The sequence below is a fragment of the Pseudomonas sp. FP2254 genome, from assembly GCF_030687695.1.
GTDB classification, from domain to species: Bacteria; Pseudomonadota; Gammaproteobacteria; order Pseudomonadales; family Pseudomonadaceae; genus Aquipseudomonas; species Aquipseudomonas quebecensis.
In genome coordinates, this window is the sequence record NZ_CP117444.1 from 1994842 (window position 1) to 2020012 (window position 25171).

Sequence of the window (25171 nt, forward strand, 5' to 3'; positions counted from 1 at the left end):
CCTGATAATCGATAAGCCTTCAGGCCACGCAGGAACACGGACGACGATGAGCCATCCTTCTCAATTCACCTTGCTGCGCACGCGGCGCTTTCTGCCGTTTTTCATCACCCAGTTGCTGGGTGCCTTCAACGACAACATCTTCAAGCAATCGCTGATCCTGGCGATTCTCTACAAACTCACCATCGACGGTGATCGCGCCATTTGGGTCAACCTGTGCGCGCTGCTGTTCATTCTGCCGTTCTTTCTGTTTTCGGCGCTGGCCGGGCAGTTCGGCGAGAAATTCAACAAGGACGCCCTGATACGCGCGATCAAGATCGGCGAAATCGTGATCATGGCCGTGGGTGCCACCGGGTTTCTGTTCAATCATTTGGAATTGATGCTGCTGGCGCTGTTCGCCATGGGCACGCACTCGGCGCTGTTCGGCCCGGTCAAATATTCGATCATGCCCCAGGCGTTGCGCGACGACGAATTGGTCGGCGGTAATGGCCTGGTGGAAATGGGCACATTCCTGGCGATCCTGGCCGGCACTATCGGCGCCGGGATCATGATGTCGTCCACTCATTACGCACCGGTGGTGTCGGTGGCGATCGTCGGCGTGGCGGTCCTGGGTTATCTGGCCAGCCGCAGCATTCCGCGTGCGGCGGCCTCCACGCCGCAACTGCGTTTGAACTGGAATATCTTCAGTCAATCCTGGGCCACCCTGCGCATGGGCCTGGGGCAGACGCCGGCAGTGTCGCGCTCGATTGTCGGCAACTCGTGGTTCTGGTTTGTCGGCGCGATCTACCTGACGCAGATCCCGGCCTACGCCAAGGAGTGGCTGTACGGCGATGAAACCGTGGTCACTCTGATTCTCACGGTGTTCTCGGTGGGCATCGCGCTGGGTTCGATGCTGTGCGAAAAGCTGTCCGGGCGTAAGGTTGAAATCGGCCTGGTGCCGTTCGGTTCATTCGGCCTGACGGTATTCGGCCTGCTGCTGTGGTGGCACTCGGGTGGCTTCGCGCAGAACGTCCAGGCCAACGATTGGCTGGCGGTGCTCAGCTACGGCCAAGCGTGGTGGGTACTGGGCGATATCCTCGGCCTGGGTGTGTTCGGCGGTTTCTATATCGTGCCGTTGTACGCGTTGATCCAGTCACGCACGGCTGAACACGAGCGCACGCGGGTAATCGCCGCCAACAACATCCTCAACGCGTTGTTCATGGTGGTGTCGGCGATGGTGTCGATCCTGCTGCTGAGCGTGGCCAAGCTGTCGATTCCGCAGCTGTTCCTGGTGGTGTCGCTGCTCAATATCGCGGTCAACGCCTACATCTTCCGGATCGTCCCGGAGTTCACCATGCGCTTCATGATCTGGCTGCTCAGCCATTCCATGTACCGCGTGGAGCACCGCAACCTGCAGGCCATCCCCGATGAAGGCGCCGCGTTGCTGGTGTGCAATCACGTGTCGTTTGTCGATGCGCTGCTGATTGGCGGCGCGGTGCGTCGGCCGATTCGCTTTGTCATGTACTACAAGATCTACCGTTTGCCGGTGCTCAACTTTATCTTTCGCACCGCCGGGGCGATTCCAATTGCCGGGCGCAACGAAGATATTCAGATTTATGAGCAAGCCTTCAAGCGCATAGCTCAATACCTTAAGGACGGGGAGCTGGTCTGTATCTTCCCGGAGGGCAAGCTGACGGCCGATGGTGAGATGAATGAGTTTCGGGGTGGCGTGACGCGCATCCTGGAAGAGACGGCGGTGCCGGTGATCCCCATGGCGTTGCAGGGGCTGTGGGGCAGTTTCTTCAGCCGGGACCCGAACAAAGGCTTCCTGCGCCGGATCTGGTCGCGGGTGGTGCTGGTGGCCGGCGCGCCGGTTGCAGTGGAGGCGGCTACGCCTGCCCGGTTGCAGGAAGCGGTGGCGGGGTTGCGTGGGACGGTTCGCTAGATTGGTACGAGTAGTCAGCCCTTATCGCGCTCAAGCCGCCCGCGATAAGGGCTGGCGGCCTAGGTGCTGAGCTTGAGGCCAATGAGCCCGCATATGATCAGCGCGACACTGGCCAGCCTGAACAACGCCATGGATTCGCCGAACAGGATTATCCCGGCAATGACTGTTCCGACGGCGCCCACGCCCGTCCATACGGCATAGGCAGTGCCCAGCGGCAGCTCTTTGACGGCCAGGCCCAGCAGGCCGAGGCTGACGGCCATGGCGGCAAGCGTCAGGACGGTGGGCAGCGGCTTACTGAAACCGTCGGTGTACTTCAAGCCGACGGCCCAGCCGACCTCGAACAACCCGGCAAAAAACAGAATGATCCAGGACATGGGTAACCCTTCTGCAGATGGGGTCGTCCCCGGAATTGGCGCTTGAAAGCGTCGCGGGGTCGTCCCCGCGAAGTCCGTCAGAGTGCCGAACATCGAGCCGGCGATCAAGTTGGTGGGGTGTGTTCCACTGCGCGGCGGTCTTGCTCTTCGCTCATGCGGCGGAAGTAAGTCGACAGCAACGCCCCCGAAATATTGTGCCAGACGCTGAATAGCGCGCTCGGCACCGCCGCCAATGGCGAGAAGTGCGCGCTGGCCAGCGCGGCGCCCAACCCGGAGTTTTGCATGCCCACCTCCAGCGCCAGGGATTTGCGTTGCGCCAGAGGCAGCTTGAACAGGCGACCGGTGAAGTAGCCCAGCAAGTAGCCGAAGCTGTTATGCAGCATCACCACCGCCATGATCAACAGGCCCGACTCGGCAATCTTTGCCTGGCTCGCCGCAACTACCGCGGCGACGATCATCACGATGCTGATCACCGATACCAGCGGCAATACCTCCACCGCATGGCGCACGCGCTCACCGAGCACGCGTTGCGCCACCACGCCGAGGACGATCGGCAGCAGCACCACTTGCAGGATCGACCAGAACAGCTCCATGAACGACACCGGCAACCAGGCTGACGCGAGCAGCCAGATCAGTGCCGGCGTCAGCAGCGGGGCGAGGAGGGTGGTGACAGCGGCGATGGCCACCGACAACGCCAGATCGCCACGGGCCAGCCAGGTCATGACGTTGGACGAGGTGCCGCTTGGGCAGCAGCCCACCAGTATCACACCGACGGCAATTTCCGGCGGTAGATGAAACGCCTGGCACAACAACCAGGCCACGCCGGGCATGATCACGAAGTGCGCCACCACGCCCAGTGCCACGCGCCATGGATGGCGCGCGACTTCGGCGAAGTCATCCAGTTTCAGGGTCAGCCCCATACCGAACATCACCAGGCCCAGCAACGGCACGATGGCGCTTTTGAGGCCGATGAACCAGGTCGGTTCGAAGAACGCCACAACGGCGAAAATCAACACCCAGTAGGCGAAGGTATTGCCGACGAAGCGGCTCAAGCTGGCGAGGGCGCGCATGGGGATGTCCTTTTTTGTTGGTCTTTTTTGAAAGGTTGATGCGGTCAAATGTGGGAGGGGGCTTGCCCCTATCGCACTGTGCCGGCCAATGAATAAGTTGACCGACACCGCGCAATCCAGAGCTCGCCCCCTGCCACATCCCGATCCTCACACGGCTTAGATGCCCTGCGGGGTCTCTTCGCCGCCCAGTGCTTCGATCAACGCCGGCAGGAAGTCGCCGAATGTCAGCATCATCAGGGTAAAGCTGGCATCCAACTGGCCCAGGGCTTCGTCGCCGCCGTCCTGTTCGGCCTGGTCCTGCAGCAGGTCTTCGAACTTCAGGCGCTTGACGGTCATTTTGTCGTCGAGCATGAAGGACAGCTTGTCCTGCCAGGCCAGGGCCAACTGCGTTACCACTTTGCCGGTGGTCAGGTGCAGTTGGATTTCTTCGCTGGTCAGGTCCTGACGCTTGCAACGGACGATGCCGCCGTCTTCGTGAGTGTCGCGCAGTTCGCATTCGTCGAGAACGAAGAAATCATCGGCCGGTTTCTGGGTGGTGACCCAGTCGGTCATGATGGCGGTCGGTGCGGTTTTAACCGTCAATGGGCGTACCGGCAGGGTGCCGATGACTTCACGCAGGGTCGAGAGCAAGTCTTCGGCGCGCTTGGGGCTGGCTGAGTTCACCAGGATCAGGCCTTGTTTCGGCGCGATGGCGGCGAAGGTCGACGAGCGACGAATGAACGCGCGGGGCAGGAAGGCCTGAATGATCTCATCCTTGATCTGGTCGCGCTCCTTCTTATAGACCTTGCGCATCTGCTCGGCTTCGATTTCTTCGACCTTCTCTTTGACTGCGTCGCGCACCACGCTGCCCGGCAGGATACGTTCTTCCTTGCGCGCTGCGATCAGCAGGAAGTCACCGCTGACGTGAACCAGGGGGGCATCTTCGCCTTTGCCGAACGGTGCGACGAAACCGTAAGTGGTCAACTCCTGGCTCGCACACGGGCGTGCCAGTTTGGTGGCCATGGCCGCTTCCAACGCCTCGGCATCAACAGGCAGATCTTGGGTCAGGCGATAGATAAGCAGGTTCTTGAACCACATGGGGTGAGTCTCTCCTTTATACAAAGGGGGCATTATTCTCTTCATATTGGCGCAGGCCAACCCTGCCTAAGCCATTGGAAGGCATGAAAAAAAAGATTTAAGAAAGTGCTTGCCAGACCTGAGGGCGCTCCGTAGAATGCGCGCCACACCGAAACGAAGGGTGATTAGCTCAGCTGGGAGAGCATCTGCCTTACAAGCAGAGGGTCGGCGGTTCGATCCCGTCATCACCCACCATTCGCTTCACGTGTTACGCGCAGCGGTAGTTCAGTCGGTTAGAATACCGGCCTGTCACGCCGGGGGTCGCGGGTTCGAGTCCCGTCCGCTGCGCCATATTCGGTTACCTGGAACACTGAATGCCAGGTCGCCACAGAAAGCCCGCTTAATCGCGGGCTTTTTGCTGTTCGACATACGGCAAAAAATCGCGCACTGAATTTTTTTAAAATAAAGTGCATTTAAATCAAGACATTACGATTTTTTGGTGTATGATGCGCCCACACCGAAACGAAGGGTGATTAGCTCAGCTGGGAGAGCATCTGCCTTACAAGCAGAGGGTCGGCGGTTCGATCCCGTCATCACCCACCATTCGCTTTACGTGTTACGCGCAGCGGTAGTTCAGTCGGTTAGAATACCGGCCTGTCACGCCGGGGGTCGCGGGTTCGAGTCCCGTCCGCTGCGCCATATTCGGTTATCTGGAACGCTGAACGCCAGGTCGCCACAAGAAGCCCGCTCATTGAGCGGGTTTTTTTTCGCCCGGGATTTGCCTACTCGACTTTTTTCTTGTGTGTCTGACGCGTAGCCAGGTGTTCAAAGCAAAACGAGGCAGTGCCGAACACCGCGATCAAGGTGAGTACGATCATGCCGAGGGTTGAGCTTTCCACGTTGATTTCCTACGTGATGGGGTAGGCGCTCAAGGTAGATTCGCGGCAAACATGTCTCAATAGACCCGACGCAATCCTTACGGCACCGGGCCCGTTGTTATGCACTCTTTACGGTGCGTTGCGGCTATGACGGTAATCGCTGACCGCTTCGTACACCGCCTTGCGCAGACGGTTGATACCGCCGATGGGGCGGTGCTCCGCGACGCCGAACCAGGGATTGAACGACTGGTTGTCACAGGCCAGGTTCTGCGCCGGCGTATCGAAGTCCTGAGCAGGAATCCGTACGGTGGCCACGGTTTCATAGGGCGCATCGCTCTCCTTCCACTCGATGCTGGTGTCTTCGATAGGCATGAATTTCTGCGGGTTCTGCCGCTGGATCTGCAATTCGAAGCACGCCGGCACCCGGTCCGTGGACAACTGCTGGCTCAAGGCGCTGCGCAAGAAATTCGGCAAGTCCTGGTTCTGTTTGGGCAGCACGTACTCCGGGCAACTCTGAGGGGCGGGCGCCACGCGGAACTTGGCATTGGCCGTACCGAACTTGTAGGGCGATACCGAAAAGTAGGTGGTCTGCGTCGGGCTGGCGGGCGCCGGCGCCAGGGTTGCGAGGGCGATAAACAGGTGACGCACTTGCCAACTGCGTGGGTCGATACCGGGAAAGAATGCCAGGACTTTCTTACCGTCCGCCTGGGCGCGGATGTTCTGTGCGTACTCCGCTACGTCGCTGACGAAAAAGTTGGGATGACTGAACATCACAAAGTCTTGCTCGGTACGGGCTTGTTGGTCCGCCAGCAGCTGTTTGCCGGGCACGTCGAGCAGCTTGAGGGCCATGCCCCGCGCGTCGCGGATACTGTCGAACTGGGGGTAAGCGTTGCCATTGGACAGTCGCATCAGCGCCTGCCAGGTCTTGCCCGGTTCGGCGAATACACCCTGGCGCAGCGCAGGATCCAGATCGGACAGCACGCTGACTTCGGCCTTCACGCAGCCGTGCGCCTTGGCGTGGGCGTCGCGCAGGTAGCGTGTACCTTCGCGATGCTGATCGACGATGCGCACCGCCGTTTGAATGATGCCTTGGGTCATCGCCGCTTCGCCCGGCGGCACCTGCTCATCCGCCGGCACCGGGCCGCTGTGTTGCCAGGCGTACCAGACGCTACTCGCCAGCCAGCCAATCAGGCCCAGCGCCACCAGCCAGAGCAGGGTCTTGCCGACAAAGCGGCCAAGGCGCAGCCAGAGGCGTGCGAGCAGGGAGGGGCGATCGTATTGAGATCGAATCATCATGGCAGTTGTTGCTCCAGAGGGCCGCCCAGTACTTTGAGGTATTCCAGCAGTGCCCAGCGCTCCTGCGGCAGCAAGCTGCGGCCAATCACGCCATTGCCTCGCTGACCGGCTCGGAATTCGTGGCCACTGTTATGGTTGCCGGTCACTCGGGTATCGAACAGGAAGGCATTGTTGAATGCCGCGGTTTCAAAGCCCAAGTGGCGCGGGTCGTAGTTGAAGGTGCCTTTATAGAAAGTGGTGCTGCGCTCATCCTGAGGCGAGAGCAACTGGTAAATGGTCGGCACCGAGCCGTTATGCAGGAATGGCGGCGTAGCCCATACGCCGGCCAGCGGGCGCGCCTTGTAAGCGCGCAATTCGCGCACGCCGATCGGCAGGCCGTATCCATCCAGGCGCGGGCGCTCGGCCGGGGTCACGCCGGCGGCGCGGTAGGCGTGGTCTTCGACGAGGGCGGTGACGTAGGCCAGGCCTTTGGCCACGGACATATTCTTCAGATCCAGCGGCTCGGTAGGGCTGGGGTGCAGTTCGACATTCAGTCTGGCCAGCTCGGTCGGGTCCCATTGCAGGGCGCTGAGATCGTAACGTCGATCGGCAATGTTGGCGGCGGTGCCGGGGTCGGTGCCGATGTACTCAACCGGCAGCATTTTCAAGTGCTGCACCGGACGGCCGTTTTCCTCGGTGACATTCGGTACGTGGCAGCCTGCGCAATTTTCCGCGAACAGTGCGCGACCCTGCGCCGCCAGCGGCTTGTCGATGGCACCGAACAGGTCTTCGGGCCAGGTGGGTGGCTTGAGGCGCTGCAGGGTTTCTTCAATCAGGTTGAGGTCGCGCACCCTTACGCTGGAAGGGTAGCGCGCATCGCCTTGCAGGGGCTGACCGGCGCTGTCGAAAAAGGCCAGGGTCGCGCCCACGCCCAATGCTTCGCCGATATTGCGTGCCATGGGCTGTTGGGCCGAGCCGTTCCATTGCACCCAATCGAAGGTCCAGATATCCCACAGTTGTGGGTAGTCCACCGGCGCGTTGGCCACGCGGTAGTTGTCCGGCGAAATGGCATCGCCAAAACTGGCGTTGGCGATACGGCCAAAGGCGTCTGTACGGCCGGGGCCTTCTTCGGTGGGGTAGAGGCCCCGGTGGGTGTCGTTCCAGGCGACTTTGAAAAACTGATTCAGCGACTGCTTGAAGTCCTCGCGCAGTTGGCTGTGTTCGGCGTCATAGCGATCTTTGAGCACCTGGCGGGCGAACCGTTCGAATTTCCAGGGGTTGTAATAAGTGGTGGCCAGGCTGGCGACCAGGGCCTGGCCGAAGCTGCCACCGCGCAATGTCGGTACGCTGGAGGGCAATACGTGCTGGGCCGAGCCGCCATCGATACGCAGCGCCTGGCCTTTGAAGTGCAATTCGCCGGTGTGGCACGCCGCGCAGGTGATATCCAGGTATTCGACGTTGCTGTCGGCATTCTTGTGGCGGGCGAACCCTACGGGCAGGTTGCCGGGATTTTGCGCGGAGGGTACTTGCCTGGGGTCGACCAGGAAACCGAAGCGCGCCAGGTACTCAGGCGTGGCAAAGCGTTGCTCGGAGAACGGCAGTTCAAGGGCGGTGAACCACTCATAATGCAGCCCCTTTACCTGGGTACCTTGGGGCGTGAAATAGTAGATCTGGCGGTCGGCGGCGCTCCATTGGTCCTGGTAGTGCACGTGCTTGACGGGCACGTAGGCCGGCAACCTGGGGTTGATGGTGTAATAGATCACCACGGCCACCGCCAAGCCCAGCAGCAGCCCGAGCAGCAGCAAAATACGGGAAAATAGGCGCAAGATAACTATCCTTGTCTAGGGGTTGCGTTGTTATGCCACTACGCCAGGAGTGCGGCAAGTGGCCATGAGCCTGGATGAAGGCGGTCCCGCGGTCCGTCGCGGGCCCTCATGATGAATGAAAATGCTTTTAAACACGTGAACTTATCGGAAGTTTCCTGCTCACATGCCGGTAGCCATTGGTCGTGGCCGCCTGATAAGCTCGCGACTTTATTCAAATGCCCTATTGGCGCATGAACAAGGAAATAGCATGAAACAGCATCGGTTGGCGGCGGCGGTGGCCCTGGTTAGCCTGGTACTTGCGGGTTGTGATTCGCAGACCAGCGTAGAGCTGAAAACCCCGGCGCAAAAAGCTTCCTATGGCATCGGCCTGAACATGGGCAAGAGCCTTGCCCAGGAAGGCATGGATGACCTGGATTCCAAAGCGGTAGCCCAAGGCATTGAAGATGCCGTCGGCAAGAAAGAGCAGAAGCTCAAAGACGACGAACTGGTTGAAGCGTTCGCCGCACTGCAAAAGCGTGCTGAAGAACGCATGACCAAGATGAGCGAAGAGTCGGCAGCCGCCGGCAAGAAATTCCTCGAAGAAAATGCCAAGAAAGACGGCGTCGTGACCACGGCTTCCGGTCTGCAGTACAAGATCACCAAGAAAGCCGATGGCCCGCAGCCTAAGCCTACCGACGTGGTGACTGTTCACTACACCGGCAAGCTCACCAACGGCACTACCTTTGACAGCTCCGTGGATCGCGGTAGCCCGATTGACCTGCCGGTCAGCGGCGTGATTCCGGGTTGGGTCGAAGGCCTGCAATTGATGCACGTTGGCGAGAAGGTCGAGCTGTACATCCCATCCGACCTGGCCTACGGCGCGCAAAGCCCGAGCCCGGCGATCCCAGCCAACTCCGTGCTGGTATTCGACCTGGAGCTGCTGGCCATCAAGGATCCGGCCAAGGCTGACGCACCTGCCGCACCTGCCGCCAAGAAGTAATCGGCGCCTGAACACACAACGCCCCGTCTCGACGGGGCGTTGTTGTTTCTGCGGCCTGCACACATTCAACCGAACGTCCAAAGCCTGTAACAGTCTGATATAACACTCGAGCACGGGTAACCGCACGGCAACGCCAAGTCAATGAATTCTTGGGTTTTTTTGATGTGCGCAAAAAACGCCCGATCTGACTGCAAGCCTTGTAGTTCGTGGCTTTCAGCCCGCAAAACAGGCTCTGTTCACAAGGTTATCCACAATTTGTGTGGATAACCTTGTGTGTCGACTGGAACTGGAGTGACCCATGAAACCACCTTTCAATTTCACCCGATTCCTGCCCATGGCGGCTCGCTTGCTGGGACGTGGACGCTTGCCGACGTTGCTGTTCGCGGTGGCGGCCAAGGGCTCCAGCCAGGGCAACCGCCTGGGCAAACTCAAGGATGATCTCAAGTTGCTTCAGGCCCTGTGCCTGGCCTACTGGCGTGGTGAGTACCGCGCCATCAGCCCCAAGGCGCTGATTTCGATAGTGGCCGGTCTGATGTATTTCCTGAGCCCGATTGATGCGATCCCGGACTTCATCCCGATGTTCGGCATGTTCGATGATATCGCCGTACTGGCGTGGGTGATGAAGACGTTGGAAGGCGAATTGAGCGCCTTTCGCGCCTGGCGTAATGCCCAGCGCCCGGAGAAGCTGGCGGTGGTGGAGCGTCTGCCTGCAACGCCGGCGCTGCTGGCTGAGGAAAACCCGCAAAAAAACTGAACCCATGGCTATCCCCCTGCGACCTTTGTGGCTGTTAGGATTACACTCCTAAGGAAAGTGCTTACGCTGTAAGTGTTGTTATCCTACGGGGCGGTCATGGATATTCAGATAATTTCACGCAATGGCGAACCCGAATATGCGGTGTTGCCATGGGATCAATACCAGGCGCTGCTCATCGCGGTCGGTCAGCAACAGCCTCCGTCACCTTCTTCCCCTGTTGCCCGAGCGGTTGCCGAGCAGGACCTTCGGCCGCTCGCCGACTTGCGTGGGCTGCGTGAAGCCAAGGGCCTGGCTATTGAAGGACTGGCCCGCACCGTGGGCATCAGCCCCTCGTATCTTGAATTGATCGAAAAGGGTGAGCGCCAGCCGGATGCCGCGATCCGCCGCAGCCTGGCCTGGGAATTGGGCGTTGCAGGGTGGAGGGATGAATCTTGAGTTTACGTATCAGCCGCCAACACTGGGATGGGTTGCTCAACGAGCTGGACCAGGCGCGCCGCCAGCGCCATTTGCTGACCTACCGCGCGCTGCTTGAGCGCCTGCAATTCCCCTCGCCAGCCATGCAGACCCTGGCCGCGGCCCTCGAGCACTTGGCGGCGCTGGATGCCAAAGCCGAGCAGCCATTGCGCAGTTCCCTGGTGATCAGCCAGGGCGCCAGCCGCCTGCCGCGTACCGGTTTCTTCGAATGCGTGGAGCGCCTGGGGCGTTTCAGCGGGCCGTCCGATGGCGTGGCCGCGGCTTCCTGGCATGCGTCCGAGGTGGTGCGGGTGTTCGAGTACGAGTACCCGGAATCCGCCGAGGCCTAAAGTGGCTGGGGCAGCATGTCCATGCTGTCGATGACATGGATGCTGTAGCCGGACACATCTTTTGCGTGGTGCTTGGCCTGCGACGCCAGCTCTGCCAACTGACTGGCATCCAGGTGCCCGCAGGCCTGTGGGTATAAATGGACCACGCCGATCGACAACGACAGCAATGCGAATTCCTGACGTATGCCCTGGCGGTTCAACGCCACGAAGCAGCCGGCATCCAAGTGTTCGGCGCGGTAGAAGCGTCGGCACTGGGTGTGGAAATCATCCAGCAACTGATTTAGCCGCCTGCGCCAGTCCTGCGGCCCCAGCACCAGTAGAAAATCATCCCCACCGATATGCCCGACGAAGTCGCGGCTGGGGTCGACCCGGTCGTTCAGGCACTGCGCCAGGCACAGCAACACCTCGTCCCCACGTCCATAGCCGTAGATATCGTTGAAGGGCTTGAAACTGTCGATGTCCACGTAGCAGATCACCGATTCACGCTGTTGCTGCAACAGCCGTGCGAGGCACTGCTGAATCGGCACGTTGCCCGGCAGCAGGGTCAGTGGGTTGGCGTAGCGCGCCTGTTGGATTTTCAGTTCGGTAATCAATTTCAGCACATCGATCACCCGCCCCAGGCCCAAGTAATCACCATTGAGCGTGATGATGAAGTCTTCCTCGATTCGTTGCCGTGCGCGGCTGGTCAGCAAGCGGCTGACCTGTTGCAGCGACTGGCTCAGTTCCACCGCCAGGAAGTCGTTGCTCATCAGGCGGCTGATGGGCTTGCGCGCGAACAGGTCGGTGGCGAACGGCTTGAGCAGCGCGTCGGACAGCGAATGCCGATGCACGATACCCACCGGGTGGCCGCGCCCATCGAGTACCGCCAGGGAATTGAGATTGGCCTGGCGGCGAAACGCCTCCAGCACCTGGGCGGTGGCAGTATCCTGGTCCACGGCCGGTTGTTCGTTGAGCAGGGCGCTGAGGTCACTGCCTTCATCGTTGAGGGTCACGCTGGCGCTGTCAGGCTTGGGCAGCATCAGGCGTGCTTCCTGCGGCGGCTGTTCCTGCGGGCGGCAGAGCAGGTACCCCTGGACCAGGTCGACGCCCATCTCGGTCAACACCGCCAGCTCCTCCGGCAATTCGATCCCTTCGGCGATGACCTGCGCGCGCGACGCCCGAGCGATCTGCAGGATCGAGCCGACAAACTCGCGCTTGAGCGCATCCTGATGGATGCCATCGATAAAATGACGATCGATCTTCACATAGTCCGGGCGCAGCTCCGACCATAGCCGCAGGCTCGAATAGCCGGCCCCCAAATCGTCCAGAGCAATCGAAAAACCCATGTTGCGATAGTGATGCAACGCGGTCTGCAAGAGGTTGAAATCGTCGGTGGGCGTCTGCTCGGTGAGCTCGATCACCACCTGGCTCGGCGGGATGCCAAAGTCGTGCAGCAGTTGCAGGGTGCGCCCGGGTTGGTGTGCGGTTTCCATCAGCGATTCGGGTGAGATGTTCAGAAACAGCTTACCCGGCAGCTTTTGCTCGCTGAACCGGCGGCAGGCGCTCTCGCGGCAGGCAATTTCCAATTCGCTGAGGCGGCCGGTTTGGCCCGCGATGGCGAACAAGGCGACGGGCGAGTGCAGGGGGCTGTTGGATGGCCCGCGACTGAGGGCTTCATAACCAAGAATCCGCCGCTCGGACAAGCAGATGATCGGCTGGAACAGACTGTGCAAACTGCCTTGAGCCAGGATTGAGCTCAGTGCATTCAGCTGTTCGGTCGTGGTCATGGCGGTCTCGGTCAAAAAAAAGGACCCCAGGCCTGAAGCCTGGGGTCCCTCATTTCACGACAGAATGATGTCTATTTGATGACACTCCGGGGAGCGTTTACATTAAATTGCCATCAGTTACTGCTTGGCTACCTGCTTGCTGATCTTCAGGTAATCCAGCAGGATCCGCCCGGTTTCAGCCAGGTAGGCATCGTCTTCCGGCTTGGTTTTATCCGCCTCGGTCGGCAATGCATCTTCGTCTTCTTTCTTCAACTCTTTGAGCGGATCCTCGCCCTTGGCCTTGCGACGGATGTTTTCCAGGGCCAGTTGCTTGTTTTCGATATCGCTGTGCTGTGCGCGACGGTCCACTTCATTAAGGCTGACGGTTTTTTCTTCCATCAGTTTTTTGGCCAGGGCCAGTTTGTCGCGGATGAAGACGAACTCGGCATCTTTGGCAGAGCGAGCGTCATGGTCAGCTTTCAACTGTACGAGGAATGGTTTGAACGGGTCGGAGGCCGGCTTGATCGCGGGACGAATGGTGTCCCACGGCATGGCTTCCGGCAGGGCGCTTTCGCCGATTTCCTTGGTGTCGATGACCGACGGGAAATCAATGTCAGGCAATACGCCCTGATGCTGTGTGCTTTGCCCGGACACTCGGTAGAACTTCGCCAGTGTCAGCTTGAGCTCGCCATGGTTGAGCGGCTGGATGGTCTGCACCGTGCCTTTGCCGAAGGTCTGGCCGCCGATAATCAATGCACGGTGATAATCCTGCATGGCACCGGCGAAAATCTCCGACGCCGACGCCGAGAGACGATTGACCAGCAGTGCCATCGGCCCTTTGTAGAATGCGCCTGGATTCTCGTCTTCCAGCACGTCGACACGGCCGTCGGCGTTGCGTACCAACACGGTCGGGCCCTTGTCGATAAACAGGCTGGTCAGTTCGGTGGCTTCCTGCAGCGAGCCGCCGCCGTTATTGCGCAGGTCGATGACCACGCCGTCGACTTTTTCCTTCTGCAGTTCTGTCAGGATTTTCTTAACGTCGCGGGTGGTGCTCTTGTAGTCCGGATCACCGGCACGGAACGCCTTGAAGTCAAGGTAGAACGCTGGGATCTCAATCACCCCCAGTTTGTAGTCCTTGCCATCCTGCTTGAGGTTCAGGACTTTCTTCTGCACCGCCTGGTCTTCGAGTTTCACCGCTTCGCGGGTGATGGACACGATCTTGCTGGTCTGGTCGTTGGGCGCGTTGGTGTGCGGGATTACTTCCAGGCGCACCACGCTGCCTTTCGGCCCACGGATCAACTTGACCACTTCGTCCAAGCGCCAGCCGACCACATCGACCATCTCTTTGTCGGCCTGGGCCACGCCGATGATCTTGTCGGCCGGGGCGACCTGCTTGGTCTTGTCCGCCGGACCGGCCGGCACCAGACGCACGATCTTGACCTGGTCATTATCGCTTTGCAGGACGGCACCGATGCCTTCCAGCGACAGACTCATATTGATATCGAAATTTTCCGCATTATCTGGCGACAGATAATTGGTGTGCGGGTCGTAGGACATCGCGAAGGTGTTGATGTACGCCTGGAAGATATCTTCCGCGCGGGTCTGGTCCAGACGCGCCAGCTGATTCTTGTAGCGCTTGGTCAACAGCTCCTGGATGGCCTTGGGTTCCTTGCCGGCGATCTTCAGGCGCAGCACTTCGTCCTTGACGCGTTTGCGCCACAGGTCGTCGAGGGCGGCGGTGCTGGTCAGCCAAGGGGCGTCCTTGCGGTCCACCAGAAGGGTTTCCTTCTGGGTGAAGTCAAGTTTGTCGACGCCTTTGTCCAGTTCAGCCAATGCGAAGTCCAGACGCGCTTTGACGCGGTCCAGGTAGCGCTTGTAGATGGTGAAGCCGGGTTGCAGGTCGCCGCTCTTGAGGAAGTCGTCGAACTGGGTCTTCCACTTGTCGAACTCAGCGATATCGCTGGCCAGAAAGTAGCTGCGCGACGGGTCCAGCAGCTTGAGGTAGCTGTCGTAGATGATCACCGAGCGCGCGTCGTCCAGCGGCGGCTTGCTGTAGTGATGACGCTTGAGCAACTCGACGACGTTAAGGCTGGCAATCACCTCATCGCGATCCGGCTGAAGGTTGTCCCAGCTGTTGGCTGCGAACGTATTGGTCGACATCGACGCAAAGCCGAGACCAATGAAAAGAGCGAGGGCGGTGCTGGGGAACAGATGCTTCATGCTGGTTCGACGCGGGGGCAATTGATAACGCATATTAGGCCGTCTTTGAAGTCGCCGGTTCCGTGTGGGCCGGTCGCATAATGCAAAAAGCCCGGCGCTACTGCTACGGGCTCAGTCCAGAGTCACTATGGAGGCACTGTGAAAGCATTGCAAGGCGTTGAAGGTCATGTGATGTGCTTGGCGCTCGGAGTCCTACACACGATGTAGGCTCGTTTCGCATTCCAATGACGACTTCCGGCCTTGATCGCGCCGATTTATGGCATCCCGCAGGGCTCTATTCACCATCCGCTGACAGCGTGCGCCCTGGCGCGGAGTTCACGCGCATCAAACCCAGTGATGAATCGGCCAGTTCGCCTGCTCGGCATGTGCCCGCAACACCGGGTCCGGGTTTACCACCTGCGGATGATCGACCTTCAACAGCAATGGCAAATCATTGCGCGAATCCGAATAGAAGTACGCGCCGTCCAAGGTTTCATTTTCCTGCGCCAACCAGTCCTGCAAACGCGTAATCTTGCCTTCACGGTAGGTGAGTACGCCCACGATCTTGCCGCTGTAAACGCCATGGCTGACCTCCAGCTCAATCCCCAGTACCTCATCGATACCGATGCGCGCCGCAATCGGCTTGACCAGATGCGTGCCCGAGGCCGAGATCACCAGAATCCGGTCGCCCTGAGCGCGGTGGCGGGCAATGGTTTTGGTGGCGTCGCTGTAGATCAGCGGTTCGATCACGTCTTCGACCCACGGCTCCACCAAGTGCTCGATTTCTTCCGGCGTGCGGCCGATCATCGGCTCAAGGCTGAAGTCCATAAAGTCTTCCATGGCCAGTTTGCCCTGGCTGTAGGCGTCCATCAGTTCGTTGTTTCTGCGCATGAACGACTCGGGGTCGACCCAGCCCAGACGGCCCATCTGCTCGCTCCATAAGGTGGCGCAGTCGCCGTGGATCAGGGTGTCGTCCAAATCAAAAATTACCAGTGCCATCCGTTACGCTCTCTCAATAAATCGCTGCTCAGGCTACTTCACATAGCGCGCTGGGGTCGATGGAAAGTGCCAGGCGCTGGCCATCGGGGTGCAGATCGTCCGCCGAGCGGTTGAGTACATCCACCACCAGTTCCACGCCCCGGGCCTCGATGCGGTAGCGGATCACGTTGCCCAGCAGGCTGTGGCTGCGTACCTGCGCGTCGAGTTCGCCGTTGCGGCTCAGTTCGATGGCTTCCGGGCGGATCGCAATGCGCCCGCTGATCGGGCGTTGCAGCAAGCGGCTGGCCTTGTCGGCGTCCAGCAGGTTGTAGTTACCGATAAAACCGGCGGCGAAAACATCCACCGGCGCTGTATAGAGCGTCTCCGCATCGCCGCTCTGTACGATCTTGCCCTGGTTCATCAGGAAGATGCGGTCGGACATGGTCAGCGCTTCTTCCTGGTCATGGGTCACGAAAATCGTGGTGAGCCCCAATTCGCGCTGGATTTCGCGGATCTGTTCGCGCAGATGCTTGCGAATCCGCGCGTCGAGCGCCGACAGCGGTTCGTCAAGCAGCAGCAGGCGCGGCCGGGTGACCAGGGAGCGGGCCAGGGCCACGCGCTGGCACTGGCCGCCGGACATCTGGTGCGGGTAACGGCCGGCCAGCTCAGTGAGTTCGACCAGTTGCAGCACTTCCTGCACGCGCCTGCGGCTGTCATCGGCGTTGACCTTTTGCATGCGCAGGCCGAAGGCGACGTTCTGTTCCACGGTCATGTTGGGGAACAGCGCGTAACTCTGGAACACCATGCCGATGTTGCGTCTTTGTGGGCTCAGCGGAACGATGTCCTGGCCGTCCAGCAGGATCTTGCCGCTGTCCACCGCGGTCAGCCCGGCGATGCAGCGCAGCAGGGTTGATTTGCCGCAACCGGACGGTCCGAGCAGGGTGACGAATTCGCCCTGGGCGATGTCGCAGTTGATATCGCTGAACACCGGCGTGCCGGCGTAGCTTTTCTGCAAGTGTTGCACGCTGACGAAGCTCATTGGCTTTTGTCCTTGTTCAAGAAGGTGGCGGCCCAGGTCAGTACCAGCACAAAGAAGAAGTAGGAAATGACCACGGCGCTGGTGAAATGGCCGCTGCTGTTGCGCATGTTGTTGAGGTAAACCTGCAGGGTTTCGTAGCGGGTGCCCACCAGGATGTTGGCGAACACGAACTCGCCGAACAGGAACGAGAACGACAGCAGCAGCGCCACCATCAGGCCTTTGCGCAGGTTGGGCAGTACGACCAGGATCGCGGCCTGCCAGGTGCTGGCACCGAGCAGTTGGGCGGCGTCCATCAGGTCACGCAGGTTGATGGCCTGCAGGTTGTTGGTAATGGCCCGGTACATGAATGGCAGCGCCACGGTGAAGTAGCAGCCGATCAGGATCCACGGCGTGCCCACCATCGCCATCGGCCCGGAGCCGTAGAGCTGCAGCAAGCCGACCGACGACACCACCGGCGGCACCGCAAAGGGCAGCAGGATCAAGATATTCATCAGCGCGTCGAGCTTGGGGAAGTGGTAATGCACCACAAACAGCAGCGGCAGGATCAGCACCACCGACAGGATCAACGCGCCCACACACACCAGCAGCGACTGACCGAAGGCCATCAGGAAGCGCGGGTCGCTCCACAGCTGCACATACCATTTCACGGTAAAACCGGCCGGCAGAATGGTCGCCGACCAACTGCTCGCAATCGAATAGATAAACGTGCCGACCAACGGCAGTACCAGAATGGCAAATAGCAGGTACACCACCACGCGATGGTAGAGCGAGGCCGGGCCGGCTTCAGCGCGAGACATGGTAGCTCCTCTTGAGCAGCAATTGATGGGCCACGGTGATCACGGTCATCAGCGCCACCAGTACCACAGCGAGTGCGCTGGCCATGTTCGGGTCCAGGGAGATATCCCCTGACACCATCGCCGCGATACGGATCGGCAAGACATTGAAATTGCCGGTGGTCAGCGCGTACACCGTGGCATAGGCGCCCAGGGCATTGGCCAGCAGGATCACGAACGTGCCGAGCAGCGCCGGTGTCAGTACCGGCAGGCCGATGTGCCGCCAGAATTGCCAGCTGCTGGCGCCCAGCAGCGACGCCGACTCGCGCCAGTCTTCGCGCAGGGCGTCGAAGGCGGGGTAGAGCAGCAGCACGCCGAGGGGAATCTGGAAATAGGTGTAGAGGATGATCAACCCGGTTTTCGAGTAAAGGTTGAAGTCTTCGATGATGCCTGCCTGCTTGAGCATGATCGTGATACTGCCGTTGAACCCCAGCAGGATGATGAAGGCGAAGGCCAGGGGTACGCCGGCGAAGTTGCTGGTCATGTTGGCGAAGGCGGTGACGAAGTTGCGCAGGGGCGAATCCACCCGGCGCAGCGAGTAGCTGCCCAGCACGGAAATGATGATCCCGAACACGCTGGAGTAAAAGCTGATTTCCAGGCTGTATTGGATGGCCTGCAGGTAGAACTTGGAGCTGAAGATCCGCGTGAAGTTGTCCACGCCCCAGCCGGAGTCTTCGGTCTGCAGGCTGTTGATCAGCACCCACACCAGCGGTGCGATTTCGAACACGATAAAGAACAGCGTGAAAGGCACCAGGCATAGCAGCGCCAGCCATTTGCCGCGAGTCATGGCATTCACTTCAATAGCTCCCGGCACACAGGTTTGTCGTGGGGCACGCCCAACAGTTCGCAGACGGTACCGCACAGGTCGGTTTGTTTCGGTGCGGCCTTGGCATCCAGGCTGAAGGCATCGCCGAGGACAAACAGCGGCACTTCGCGCTCCTCCGGCAACAGGCCGTTGTGGGAGCGGTCGTTGTTCATGCCGTGGTCGGCGGTCACCAGCACTTGGTAGCCGGCGTCGAGCCAGCCTTGCAGGTAGTCGGCCAGGATGATGTCGGCCGAGCGTGCGCTGTTGCGGTATTGCGCGGTGTCGAGGCCGTGCTTGTGACCGGCATCGTCGATGTTCATCGGGTGCACCACCAGGAAGTCCGGCGCGTGCTTGAGGCGCAGGCTTTCGGCGTCGGCAAACAGGTGGGAGTCCGGGTAGTGGTCATTCCAGTAGAAATGCCCGTGCTGGATCGCCAGCGTCTTGTCGTCGGTATGACGATCGCGGGCGGCGAGAAAGGGTGTGCGGTTGTATAGCTCGCTGACCCAATGGTAAGCCGCTGCCGCCGTGGTAAGACCGGCGTCGCGGGCGTAGTGGAAAATGCTGCGCTGGTTGGACAGGCGCGAGACGTTGTTGTGCACGATGCCGCTCTGGATCGGTGGCACGCCGGTGAGGATGCATTCATACAGCGGGCGGGACAGTGAGGGCAGTTCACATTCCAGTGTGTAGAGGGCTGCGCTTCCTGCGCCGACATAGGCCTGCAAATGCCCCATGGCGTGCCTTGCAACCTCGAAGTTAAGGCCGTCGAGCACGACAAGGATGACGGGGTGCTTCATGGGGGCTGGCGCTCCGCAACAGGTTATTTCCGGTAAAAACGCGGTTCAGGTGTGGGAGCGGGCTTGCTCGCGAAAGCGGCGTATCAGAACAAGTGTATTGGCTGACATACCGCATTCGCGAGCAAGCCCGCTTCCACATTGGATCTCCAATGCGGAATAAACCCTTATTTCATCTCTACGATGACCTGCTCATTCCACAGCTGAGGCAGTTTCTTGGAGGTTTTTTCCCAGGCATCGGCATCCTTGATCGGCTGTGGATTGGCCTTGGTGTACTGCTCGCCCGGGATCAGGTTCTTGGCGATATCGGCCGGCAGTTTCAGGTCGGTTTCGGCACGGATGGGGCGCGCATTGCCACGGGCCAGGTTGAGTTGGCCGGCATCGCTGAAGATGTATTCGCGGGTCAGCTTGGCCGCGTTCGGGTGCTTGGCGTATTTGTTGATGATGGTGGTGTAGCCGGATTTCACCGAGCCGTCCGATGGGATCAACACCACGTAGTCATCCGGATTGGCCATCTTGGCTTTGTAGCTCAGGCCGTTGAAGTCCCAGACGATGCCCACTTCGACTTCGCCTTTTTCCATGGTGGCGATGGTCGGGTTGGACAGCGAGAGGCGACCTTGCTGGGCAATTTTGGTAAAAAACTGCAGCCCGGGGGCAATGTTCTTCTCGTCGCCTTTATTGGCGATGGCCGCTGCCAGTACGCCGTTGGCCGCCTGTGCCGCCGTGCTGACGTCGCCCACGGAGACCTTGTACTTGCCGGTTTGCAGGTCGGCCCAGCTGTGGGGCACTTCAGATCCATGCAGCAACTTCTTGTTGACGATAAACGCAATCGTCCCGGTGTATGCCAGGGCCCAGTGGCCGTCCTTGTCTTTTGCCCAATCCGGCACCTGGGCCCAGGTGGACGGTTTGTAAGGCTGGGTCACTTCCTGTTTCACCGCAATCGGGCCGAAGGCTGCGCCGACGTCGCCGATATCGGCGCTGGCGTTGTCTTTTTCGGCCTTGAACTTGGCGATTTCCTGCGCCGAACTCATGTCGGTGTCGATGTGCTTGAGGCCATAGGTCTTGGCCAGATCGTCCCAGGTGCCTTTCCAGTTGGCCCAGTCATCGGGCATGCCGACGCTGTTGACGGCGCCTTCGGCCTTCGCGGCGGCTTCCAGCGTTTTTAGATCGGTATCGGCAGCCATGGCGGCGGTGCACATGGCAATGGTCGAGCCTAACAGTGATGCCAGGAAAAGCTGTTTCATCCGAAGCTCCTATGGGCGTTAACAACGCTGCGTTTTTATGAACGATTGCGGTGGTGTGGTCTAGGTCAGCAATACCTGAGCCAATCTAGGCCCGATGGATGACAGTTTCATGTCGATGTCGTTTTCAACGCGTCGATGTCGCTCCGCGCAGACTCAGCGTAGACCACGCCAAAGGGCCCGCATTGGCGGGACTTGGCCGATGTATTGCAGGGTGTGGTAGGCCGCATCCAGGGGGCTGTCATCTCTCGGTCATTTGTCCTGCCTACGCTTGCACGCAATAGCAAGGGCCCGTTTACCCAGCGCTTTGTGCACCTGAACGGTGCTGGTCTAGTCCAGAAAGGTAACGTTGATGCGTGATGAAGCAATCAAGGCGGTGACCTCCATCGGCCTGGCGCTGCAGGAGCAGATCGACCACGGTCTGTTGCCGCCCGGTCGCAAGTTGCCTGCCGAACGTAAGCTCAGCGAGTTGTTTGGTACCACTCGCATTACCGTGCGGGAAGCCTTGTTACAACTGGAGGCGCAAGGGCAGATCTATCGTGAAGAGCGCCGTGGCTGGTTTGTGTCGCCGCCGCGCCTGGCCTACAACCTGATGCAACGCAGCCACTTTCACGCGATGGTCAGTGACCAGGGCCGGGTGGCGTCCACCGAAGTGCTCAGCGCGCGCTTGCAACCGGCCTCGGCGGCGGTATGCGCCTGGTTGCAGTTACCGGCGTTGTCCAGCGTGATCCAGATCTGCCGGGGGCGGCGCATTGATGGGCGGTTGGTGCTGTATGTGGAGCACTACCTGAACCCGCAGTATTTTCCGGGGATCCTGGCGTGTGATTTGACCCAGTCGATGACCGAGCTGTACGCGCGCAAGTACGACGTGCACTACGGACGGGTGCGTTTCGAGATCGTCCCGACCTCATTGCCGGTGGAGGCTGCCGCCGCGTTGCGCGTCTCGGTGGGCAGCCCCGGCCTGCGCATTGCCCGGGTCAACTATGACCAGCACCAGCGCCTGATCGATTGCGATCTGGAATTCTGGCGGCATGATGCGATTCATGTGGGAGTAGATGTCGTCTGAGTGACAGGGGCCAATTCGGGTCTCACTAAGGCCGTTGGCATTCAGCCACTTGGCGTCAGGCTTTTGATCACCTGATCCACGTTGCTTTCCAGCTCCGCCACCGGGTCTGCGCCGTCGACGTTGAGTACCAGAAGCTGTGCACCACCTGCCGCCACCGCGGCTTTTACCGCCTCACTTGGCTGACGATGATGCAGCACCACGGCGACGTCATTGTCCTTCAGCTCGGCGGTGAGTTTGCCCAGTGCATCGGGCGTCCACTCGGCATCGGGGCGGGCGTCGGTGCTGAGCGCTTCGAGGTTCAGGCTGCTGATCAGATACGCGAAATGATCACTCAAGCTCACCACGCTCAGGTTATCGGCCTTGGCCAGGCGTGCCTCGCTGTCGGCGTTGAGTTTGAGCAGGCGTTGTTTGAGGGCTGCGAGGTTGCCGTCGATCCTGGTTTTGGCATCCGGTGCCAGGCGGCTCAAGTCGGCGGCCATGACATCGGCCATGCGCCCCAGGTTGTTGCTCGATTGCCAGGGCTGGCTATTCAAACCGTCGATCGCGCCGGGTTGCACGGCGATCCCCGGCAAACCGCCGTCGACCGGGCGTGCGGCGTCCACTTCGACGATGCGGATATTACTGCGGCGCGCCACCGGATAGAGCGGGTCATCCGGCCACAGCGAGCGCAGGCCGATGGCTGCGTCGGCGCCCTGGGCCAAGGCGCTGAGCGCCGGCGCGCCACGCCCCGTGAAATACGCCACCTGCCGCGAGCCGGGCAGGTTGGCCGGCGCGGCGCGTTCCAGTTGCACGTCGGTGCCTTTGAGCAACACGTCCGCCAAGCCATAGGTGATGGGCAGCGAGGCCAGCACTTTCACGGGTTTGGCGGCATGCACCGCAGGTTTTACCAATTCGACCGCCATCAGCGGTGCGGCGATCAGGCAGGCAAAGGCCAGGGTCAGAGGGCGTAGAGCGAAGCGCATTATCCAAGATTCCCTTTCAGACTGGGGACGACGCCACGTGCAATGGCGGCGCAGGCGAAGGCGATACCGGCGACGAGGATGATCGCGGCACCGGAGGGGATGGGCAGGTCGAATAGAATCGGCAGCAGAATCCCGCAGAGTGTGCTGACCGTGGCGATCACCACCGAGACCCAGAAGAACCCTTTGAGCGACTGGCTCAGCAGGCGCGCCGCCGCCGCCGGAATCACCAGCAGCGCCCCCACGAGGATCGCGCCGATGACCTTGACCGCGGCCACTGTGATCAATGTCACCAGGATCACGAACAGATAATCCAGGGTCTTTACCGCTACGCCGCGCACCGCCGCCAGCTGCGGGTTGAAACTGGCGAGCATGATGCGGTTGTACAGCGGCAGCGCCAGGGCCATCACCAGCGTGCCGACAATCGCCAGCACCAGCAGGTCGTTGCCGTTGACCGTCAGCACCGAGCCGAACAGTACGTTTTCCAGAATGTGCACGTTGATCTTGCCCGCCAGGATCAATAACAGGCTCGCGCCCAGCGCCAGGGACACCGAGAGAAACACGCCGATCAAGGTGTCGGGTGCCAGCCCGGTGCGGTTGCGCAGGTAGTTGAGCAGGATGCCGAACAGCAGGCAGTAGCCGAACAGGCTGCCGTACGGTCCGGTATAGGGCTCGCCGAGCAGGATGCCCACCGCTACGCCGGTCAGCGCGGCGTGGCCGACCGCTTCAGAAAAAAACGCAAAGCGCTTGACCACCACTAGCGTACCCAGCCCACCCAGTACCGGACCGATCAACAGACCCGCGAGCAGCGCATTGACCACAAACCCGTAGGCCAAGGCTTCCGGCAGGTACCCGGAAGAGGCCCAGCCCTGGACCATCAGGCGAAAGGCTTCATAACTCATGGTGCCGTGCTCCGAGGATGAGTAGAAAACAGGGTCAGCAGGCGGTCCGGAGTCAGTGCTTCCTTGGGCGTGGCATCGAACAGTACGCGGCGGTTAAGGCCGGTCACTCGATCGGCCAGGCGGCCGACCGCTTCCAGATCGTGTTCGATCCACAGTACGGTAATGCCGGCCAGGCGCCAGTCATTGAGAAGGCGCTCGAAGACCTGGATGCCGGCTTCATCAAGGGCCGACATCGGTTCGTCCAGCACCAGCAGGTGCGGGGCCGGAATCAGGCCTTGGGCCAGCAGCACGCGCTGGCGCTCGCCGCCGGACAGCGCGCCCATGCGGCGCTTGCGCTTGTCCTGCATGCCGACCCGCTCCAGCGCTTCGCCGATGGCGGCCGTGTAGTGCCGGGACAGGCCCAGAAACGCCGGACGCCGCTGACACATCGCAGCCATGAAATCATCCACGGTCATCGGCAAGCCTCGGTCGAACTCCAGCGCCTGCGGTACATAGCCGACGGCGCCGGGCGAAGCCGGCCACGCCAGGCTCAAGCGCCCCTGATGTGGGGTCTGCCCCAGGAGGGTCTTGATCAGCGAGCTTTTACCGCCGCCGTTGGGGCCGACCAGGGCGTGGATGCTGCCCGGCTGTACCTGGAAACTCACGTCGACCAGGATTGCGGTGCGGCCCAGGGTCAGCGACACCTTGTCGAAGTCCAGGGTCGGCCCGATGCTGGCGACTTTCAGCTGTTCTGCGGCGGTCATGCCCCCGACTCCTGGATGGCCCGGACGACAGTGTTGAGGTTGCCGGTCATTTCCACTTCGTACTTCTCAGCGCTGTATTCGCCGTAGGAAATATGCGACAGCGGGTACAGCTTGACCCCTGATTCGCGCTGGATGGTATCGACATAAGTGGACGGGAAATCCATCTCCGAAAAAATCACCTTCACATCCAGGGCGCGCAGTTCATCGATGGTTTTCTTCAACTGGCTGGGGCTGGGTTCGATGCCGTGGGCCGGCTCGACCACTGCGGTGACCTCCAGGCCGAATTCACGCAGCAGGTAGTCGTAGGCCGCGTGCACGGTGGCGACGCGCAGGTCGGGGTTGGGCGCGCGGGTGAGCTTGGCCAGGGCGTCGGCGCGCATCTGGCGCAGGCGCTTGCCGTAGGCGCGGGCGTTCTGGGTGTAGGTCCTGGCGTTGTCGGGGTCGAGCTTGCCCAGCTCGCGGGCAATGTTGTTGACCTGGGCAATCGACGCGCTGATCGACAAGAACGTATGCGGGTTGACCACTTTGCCCGCACCGCGCGCGGCATTGCCGGTGGCGGCCAGCAGCGGCACGTTGGCGTTGGCCTCGATCACCGGGATGTCCGGGCGTTCGCTGGTGGCGATCATGCGGTCGGCGAAATCGTCATGGCCGACGCCATTGAGCACGATCACATCAAGGGTGCCGATGCGCTTGATGTCTTCGGCGCGGGGCTCGTAGGCGTGCGGGTTGAAGCCGGCCGGAATCAGCGGCACTACTTCGGCCTTGTCGCCGACAATATTGGCTACGTAGCTGTAGTAAGGATGCAGCGTGATGCCGATGCGCAGACGCTTTGCCGCATCGGCGTGGGCGAAGGGGGCGAGTACCAGGCTGAGCAGTCCAACCAGCAACAAACGCAACAGGGGAGGTGAAATAGGCATGGGCAATCGGTCTTCTC

General features: G+C 60.6%; 23 protein-coding genes and 4 tRNA genes. 10 read left to right on the forward strand and 17 right to left on the reverse strand.

Translation table 11 applies throughout. From position 1 onward, the window contains the following. Positions 1–46: 46 nt before the first annotated feature. On the forward strand, positions 47–1921 hold the full coding sequence (locus tag PSH94_RS09295) for an MFS transporter (protein ID WP_305437203.1): 1875 nt from the start codon (positions 47–49) through the stop codon (positions 1919–1921). A 59-nt stretch (positions 1922–1980) separates the two neighbouring features. On the opposite strand, the gene sugE is transcribed toward PSH94_RS09295, so the two are convergent. The 3 genes from sugE to rdgC all read right to left on the reverse strand — a co-directional run bounded on the left by sugE (position 1981) and on the right by rdgC (position 4442). Next, positions 1981–2295, reverse strand: coding sequence for a quaternary ammonium compound efflux SMR transporter SugE (gene sugE, locus PSH94_RS09300; protein WP_253511729.1), 315 nt, complete (start codon positions 2293–2295; stop codon positions 1981–1983). A 104-nt stretch (positions 2296–2399) separates the two neighbouring features. Continuing rightward, positions 2400–3365: a bile acid:sodium symporter family protein gene (locus tag PSH94_RS09305; RefSeq protein ID WP_266248697.1), complete on the reverse strand. Its 966-nt coding sequence runs from the start codon at positions 3363–3365 to the stop codon at positions 2400–2402. A gap of 156 nt (positions 3366–3521) precedes the next feature. Then, complete coding sequence (gene rdgC, locus PSH94_RS09310) at positions 3522–4442, reverse strand: recombination-associated protein RdgC (protein ID WP_181079918.1); 921 nt, start codon at positions 4440–4442, stop codon at positions 3522–3524. A 158-nt stretch (positions 4443–4600) separates the two neighbouring features. On the opposite strand from rdgC, the gene PSH94_RS09315 reads away from it, so the two are divergent. The 4 genes from PSH94_RS09315 (at position 4601) to PSH94_RS09330 (ending at position 5120) form a co-directional block, all read left to right on the forward strand. Then, positions 4601–4676 (forward strand) — tRNA-Val (locus tag PSH94_RS09315). Positions 4677–4695: 19 nt separating this feature from the next. Beyond that, a tRNA-Asp gene (locus PSH94_RS09320) sits at positions 4696–4772 on the forward strand. 176 nt (positions 4773–4948) lie between these two features. Continuing rightward, positions 4949–5024: transfer RNA gene (locus PSH94_RS09325), tRNA-Val, on the forward strand. Positions 5025–5043: 19 nt separating this feature from the next. Continuing rightward, a tRNA-Asp gene (locus tag PSH94_RS09330) sits at positions 5044–5120 on the forward strand. A gap of 308 nt (positions 5121–5428) precedes the next feature. On the opposite strand, the gene PSH94_RS09335 is transcribed toward PSH94_RS09330, so the two are convergent. Both PSH94_RS09335 and PSH94_RS09340 read right to left on the reverse strand, forming a co-directional pair. Further along, positions 5429–6595 (reverse strand): catalase family protein, encoded by a 1167-nt coding sequence (locus PSH94_RS09335; RefSeq protein WP_305437206.1) that lies wholly within the window; start codon positions 6593–6595, stop codon positions 5429–5431. Continuing rightward, the gene (locus tag PSH94_RS09340) at positions 6592–8400 is read right to left on the reverse strand and encodes a di-heme-cytochrome C peroxidase (protein WP_305437208.1); all 1809 of its coding nucleotides are present in this window, start codon (positions 8398–8400) and stop codon (positions 6592–6594) included. The genes PSH94_RS09335 and PSH94_RS09340 overlap by 4 nt, the downstream gene beginning before the upstream one ends. A 247-nt stretch (positions 8401–8647) precedes the next feature. On the opposite strand from PSH94_RS09340, the gene PSH94_RS09345 reads away from it, so the two are divergent. From PSH94_RS09345 to PSH94_RS09360, 4 genes are all read left to right on the forward strand, one after another. Continuing rightward, a complete protein-coding gene (locus PSH94_RS09345; RefSeq protein ID WP_181079915.1) occupies positions 8648–9379 on the forward strand; it encodes an FKBP-type peptidyl-prolyl cis-trans isomerase in 732 nt (243 codons plus the stop codon). A 298-nt stretch (positions 9380–9677) separates the two neighbouring features. Beyond that, the gene (locus PSH94_RS09350; protein ID WP_181079914.1) at positions 9678–10133 is read left to right on the forward strand and encodes a YkvA family protein; all 456 of its coding nucleotides are present in this window, start codon (positions 9678–9680) and stop codon (positions 10131–10133) included. Between the two features lie 96 nt (positions 10134–10229). Beyond that, entirely contained in the window at positions 10230–10568 is a 339-nt protein-coding gene (locus PSH94_RS09355) for a helix-turn-helix domain-containing protein (RefSeq protein ID WP_305437211.1), read from the forward strand. Next, positions 10565–10936 (forward strand): hypothetical protein, encoded by a 372-nt coding sequence (locus tag PSH94_RS09360; RefSeq protein ID WP_071484740.1) that lies wholly within the window; start codon positions 10565–10567, stop codon positions 10934–10936. The genes PSH94_RS09355 and PSH94_RS09360 overlap by 4 nt, the downstream gene beginning before the upstream one ends. Here the strand turns inward: PSH94_RS09360 and PSH94_RS09365 are convergent. The 8 genes from PSH94_RS09365 to PSH94_RS09400 all read right to left on the reverse strand — a co-directional run bounded on the left by PSH94_RS09365 (position 10933) and on the right by PSH94_RS09400 (position 20570). Next, positions 10933–12702: a bifunctional diguanylate cyclase/phosphodiesterase gene (locus tag PSH94_RS09365; RefSeq protein ID WP_305437214.1), complete on the reverse strand. Its 1770-nt coding sequence runs from the start codon at positions 12700–12702 to the stop codon at positions 10933–10935. The genes PSH94_RS09360 and PSH94_RS09365 overlap by 4 nt on opposite strands. Before the next feature lie 117 nt (positions 12703–12819). Then, positions 12820–14901, reverse strand: coding sequence for a carboxy terminal-processing peptidase (locus tag PSH94_RS09370; RefSeq protein ID WP_253511749.1), 2082 nt, complete (start codon positions 14899–14901; stop codon positions 12820–12822). 324 nt (positions 14902–15225) lie between these two features. After that, a complete protein-coding gene (locus PSH94_RS09375) occupies positions 15226–15879 on the reverse strand; it encodes an HAD family phosphatase (protein ID WP_305437217.1) in 654 nt (217 codons plus the stop codon). Positions 15880–15907: 28 nt separating this feature from the next. Then, complete coding sequence (locus tag PSH94_RS09380) at positions 15908–16897, reverse strand: ABC transporter ATP-binding protein (protein ID WP_181079909.1); 990 nt, start codon at positions 16895–16897, stop codon at positions 15908–15910. Beyond that, on the reverse strand, positions 16894–17694 hold the full coding sequence (locus tag PSH94_RS09385) for an ABC transporter permease (protein ID WP_181079908.1): 801 nt from the start codon (positions 17692–17694) through the stop codon (positions 16894–16896). The genes PSH94_RS09380 and PSH94_RS09385 overlap by 4 nt, the downstream gene beginning before the upstream one ends. Beyond that, positions 17681–18517 (reverse strand): ABC transporter permease subunit, encoded by an 837-nt coding sequence (locus PSH94_RS09390; RefSeq protein ID WP_219855326.1) that lies wholly within the window; start codon positions 18515–18517, stop codon positions 17681–17683. The genes PSH94_RS09385 and PSH94_RS09390 overlap by 14 nt, the downstream gene beginning before the upstream one ends. A gap of 5 nt (positions 18518–18522) precedes the next feature. Beyond that, entirely contained in the window at positions 18523–19329 is an 807-nt protein-coding gene (locus PSH94_RS09395) for an alkaline phosphatase family protein (RefSeq protein ID WP_181079906.1), read from the reverse strand. Positions 19330–19493: 164 nt separating this feature from the next. Beyond that, positions 19494–20570: an ABC transporter substrate-binding protein gene (locus tag PSH94_RS09400; RefSeq protein ID WP_034096737.1), complete on the reverse strand. Its 1077-nt coding sequence runs from the start codon at positions 20568–20570 to the stop codon at positions 19494–19496. Between the two features lie 349 nt (positions 20571–20919). Here PSH94_RS09400 and PSH94_RS09405 point away from each other — a divergent pair, with 349 nt between their 5' ends. After that, entirely contained in the window at positions 20920–21633 is a 714-nt protein-coding gene (locus PSH94_RS09405) for a UTRA domain-containing protein (RefSeq protein ID WP_181079904.1), read from the forward strand. A gap of 41 nt (positions 21634–21674) precedes the next feature. On the opposite strand, the gene PSH94_RS09410 is transcribed toward PSH94_RS09405, so the two are convergent. Genes PSH94_RS09410 through PSH94_RS09425 form a run of 4 tightly spaced genes read right to left on the reverse strand, consistent with a single transcriptional unit; the run spans position 21675 to position 25154 of the window. Continuing rightward, positions 21675–22595, reverse strand: coding sequence for a metal ABC transporter solute-binding protein, Zn/Mn family (locus PSH94_RS09410; RefSeq protein ID WP_305437219.1), 921 nt, complete (start codon positions 22593–22595; stop codon positions 21675–21677). Continuing rightward, the gene (locus PSH94_RS09415) at positions 22595–23494 is read right to left on the reverse strand and encodes a metal ABC transporter permease (protein ID WP_181079902.1); all 900 of its coding nucleotides are present in this window, start codon (positions 23492–23494) and stop codon (positions 22595–22597) included. The genes PSH94_RS09410 and PSH94_RS09415 overlap by 1 nt, the downstream gene beginning before the upstream one ends. Next, positions 23491–24237, reverse strand: a complete 747-nt coding sequence (locus tag PSH94_RS09420; protein WP_305437221.1) for a metal ABC transporter ATP-binding protein — start codon at positions 24235–24237, stop codon at positions 23491–23493. The genes PSH94_RS09415 and PSH94_RS09420 overlap by 4 nt, the downstream gene beginning before the upstream one ends. Further along, positions 24234–25154 carry a metal ABC transporter substrate-binding protein gene (locus tag PSH94_RS09425; protein WP_266248715.1) on the reverse strand — a complete coding sequence of 307 codons (921 nt, stop codon included), beginning with the start codon at positions 25152–25154 and terminating at the stop codon, positions 24234–24236. Before PSH94_RS09425 ends, PSH94_RS09420 begins: the two co-directional genes overlap by 4 nt. Positions 25155–25171 lie beyond the last annotated feature (17 nt).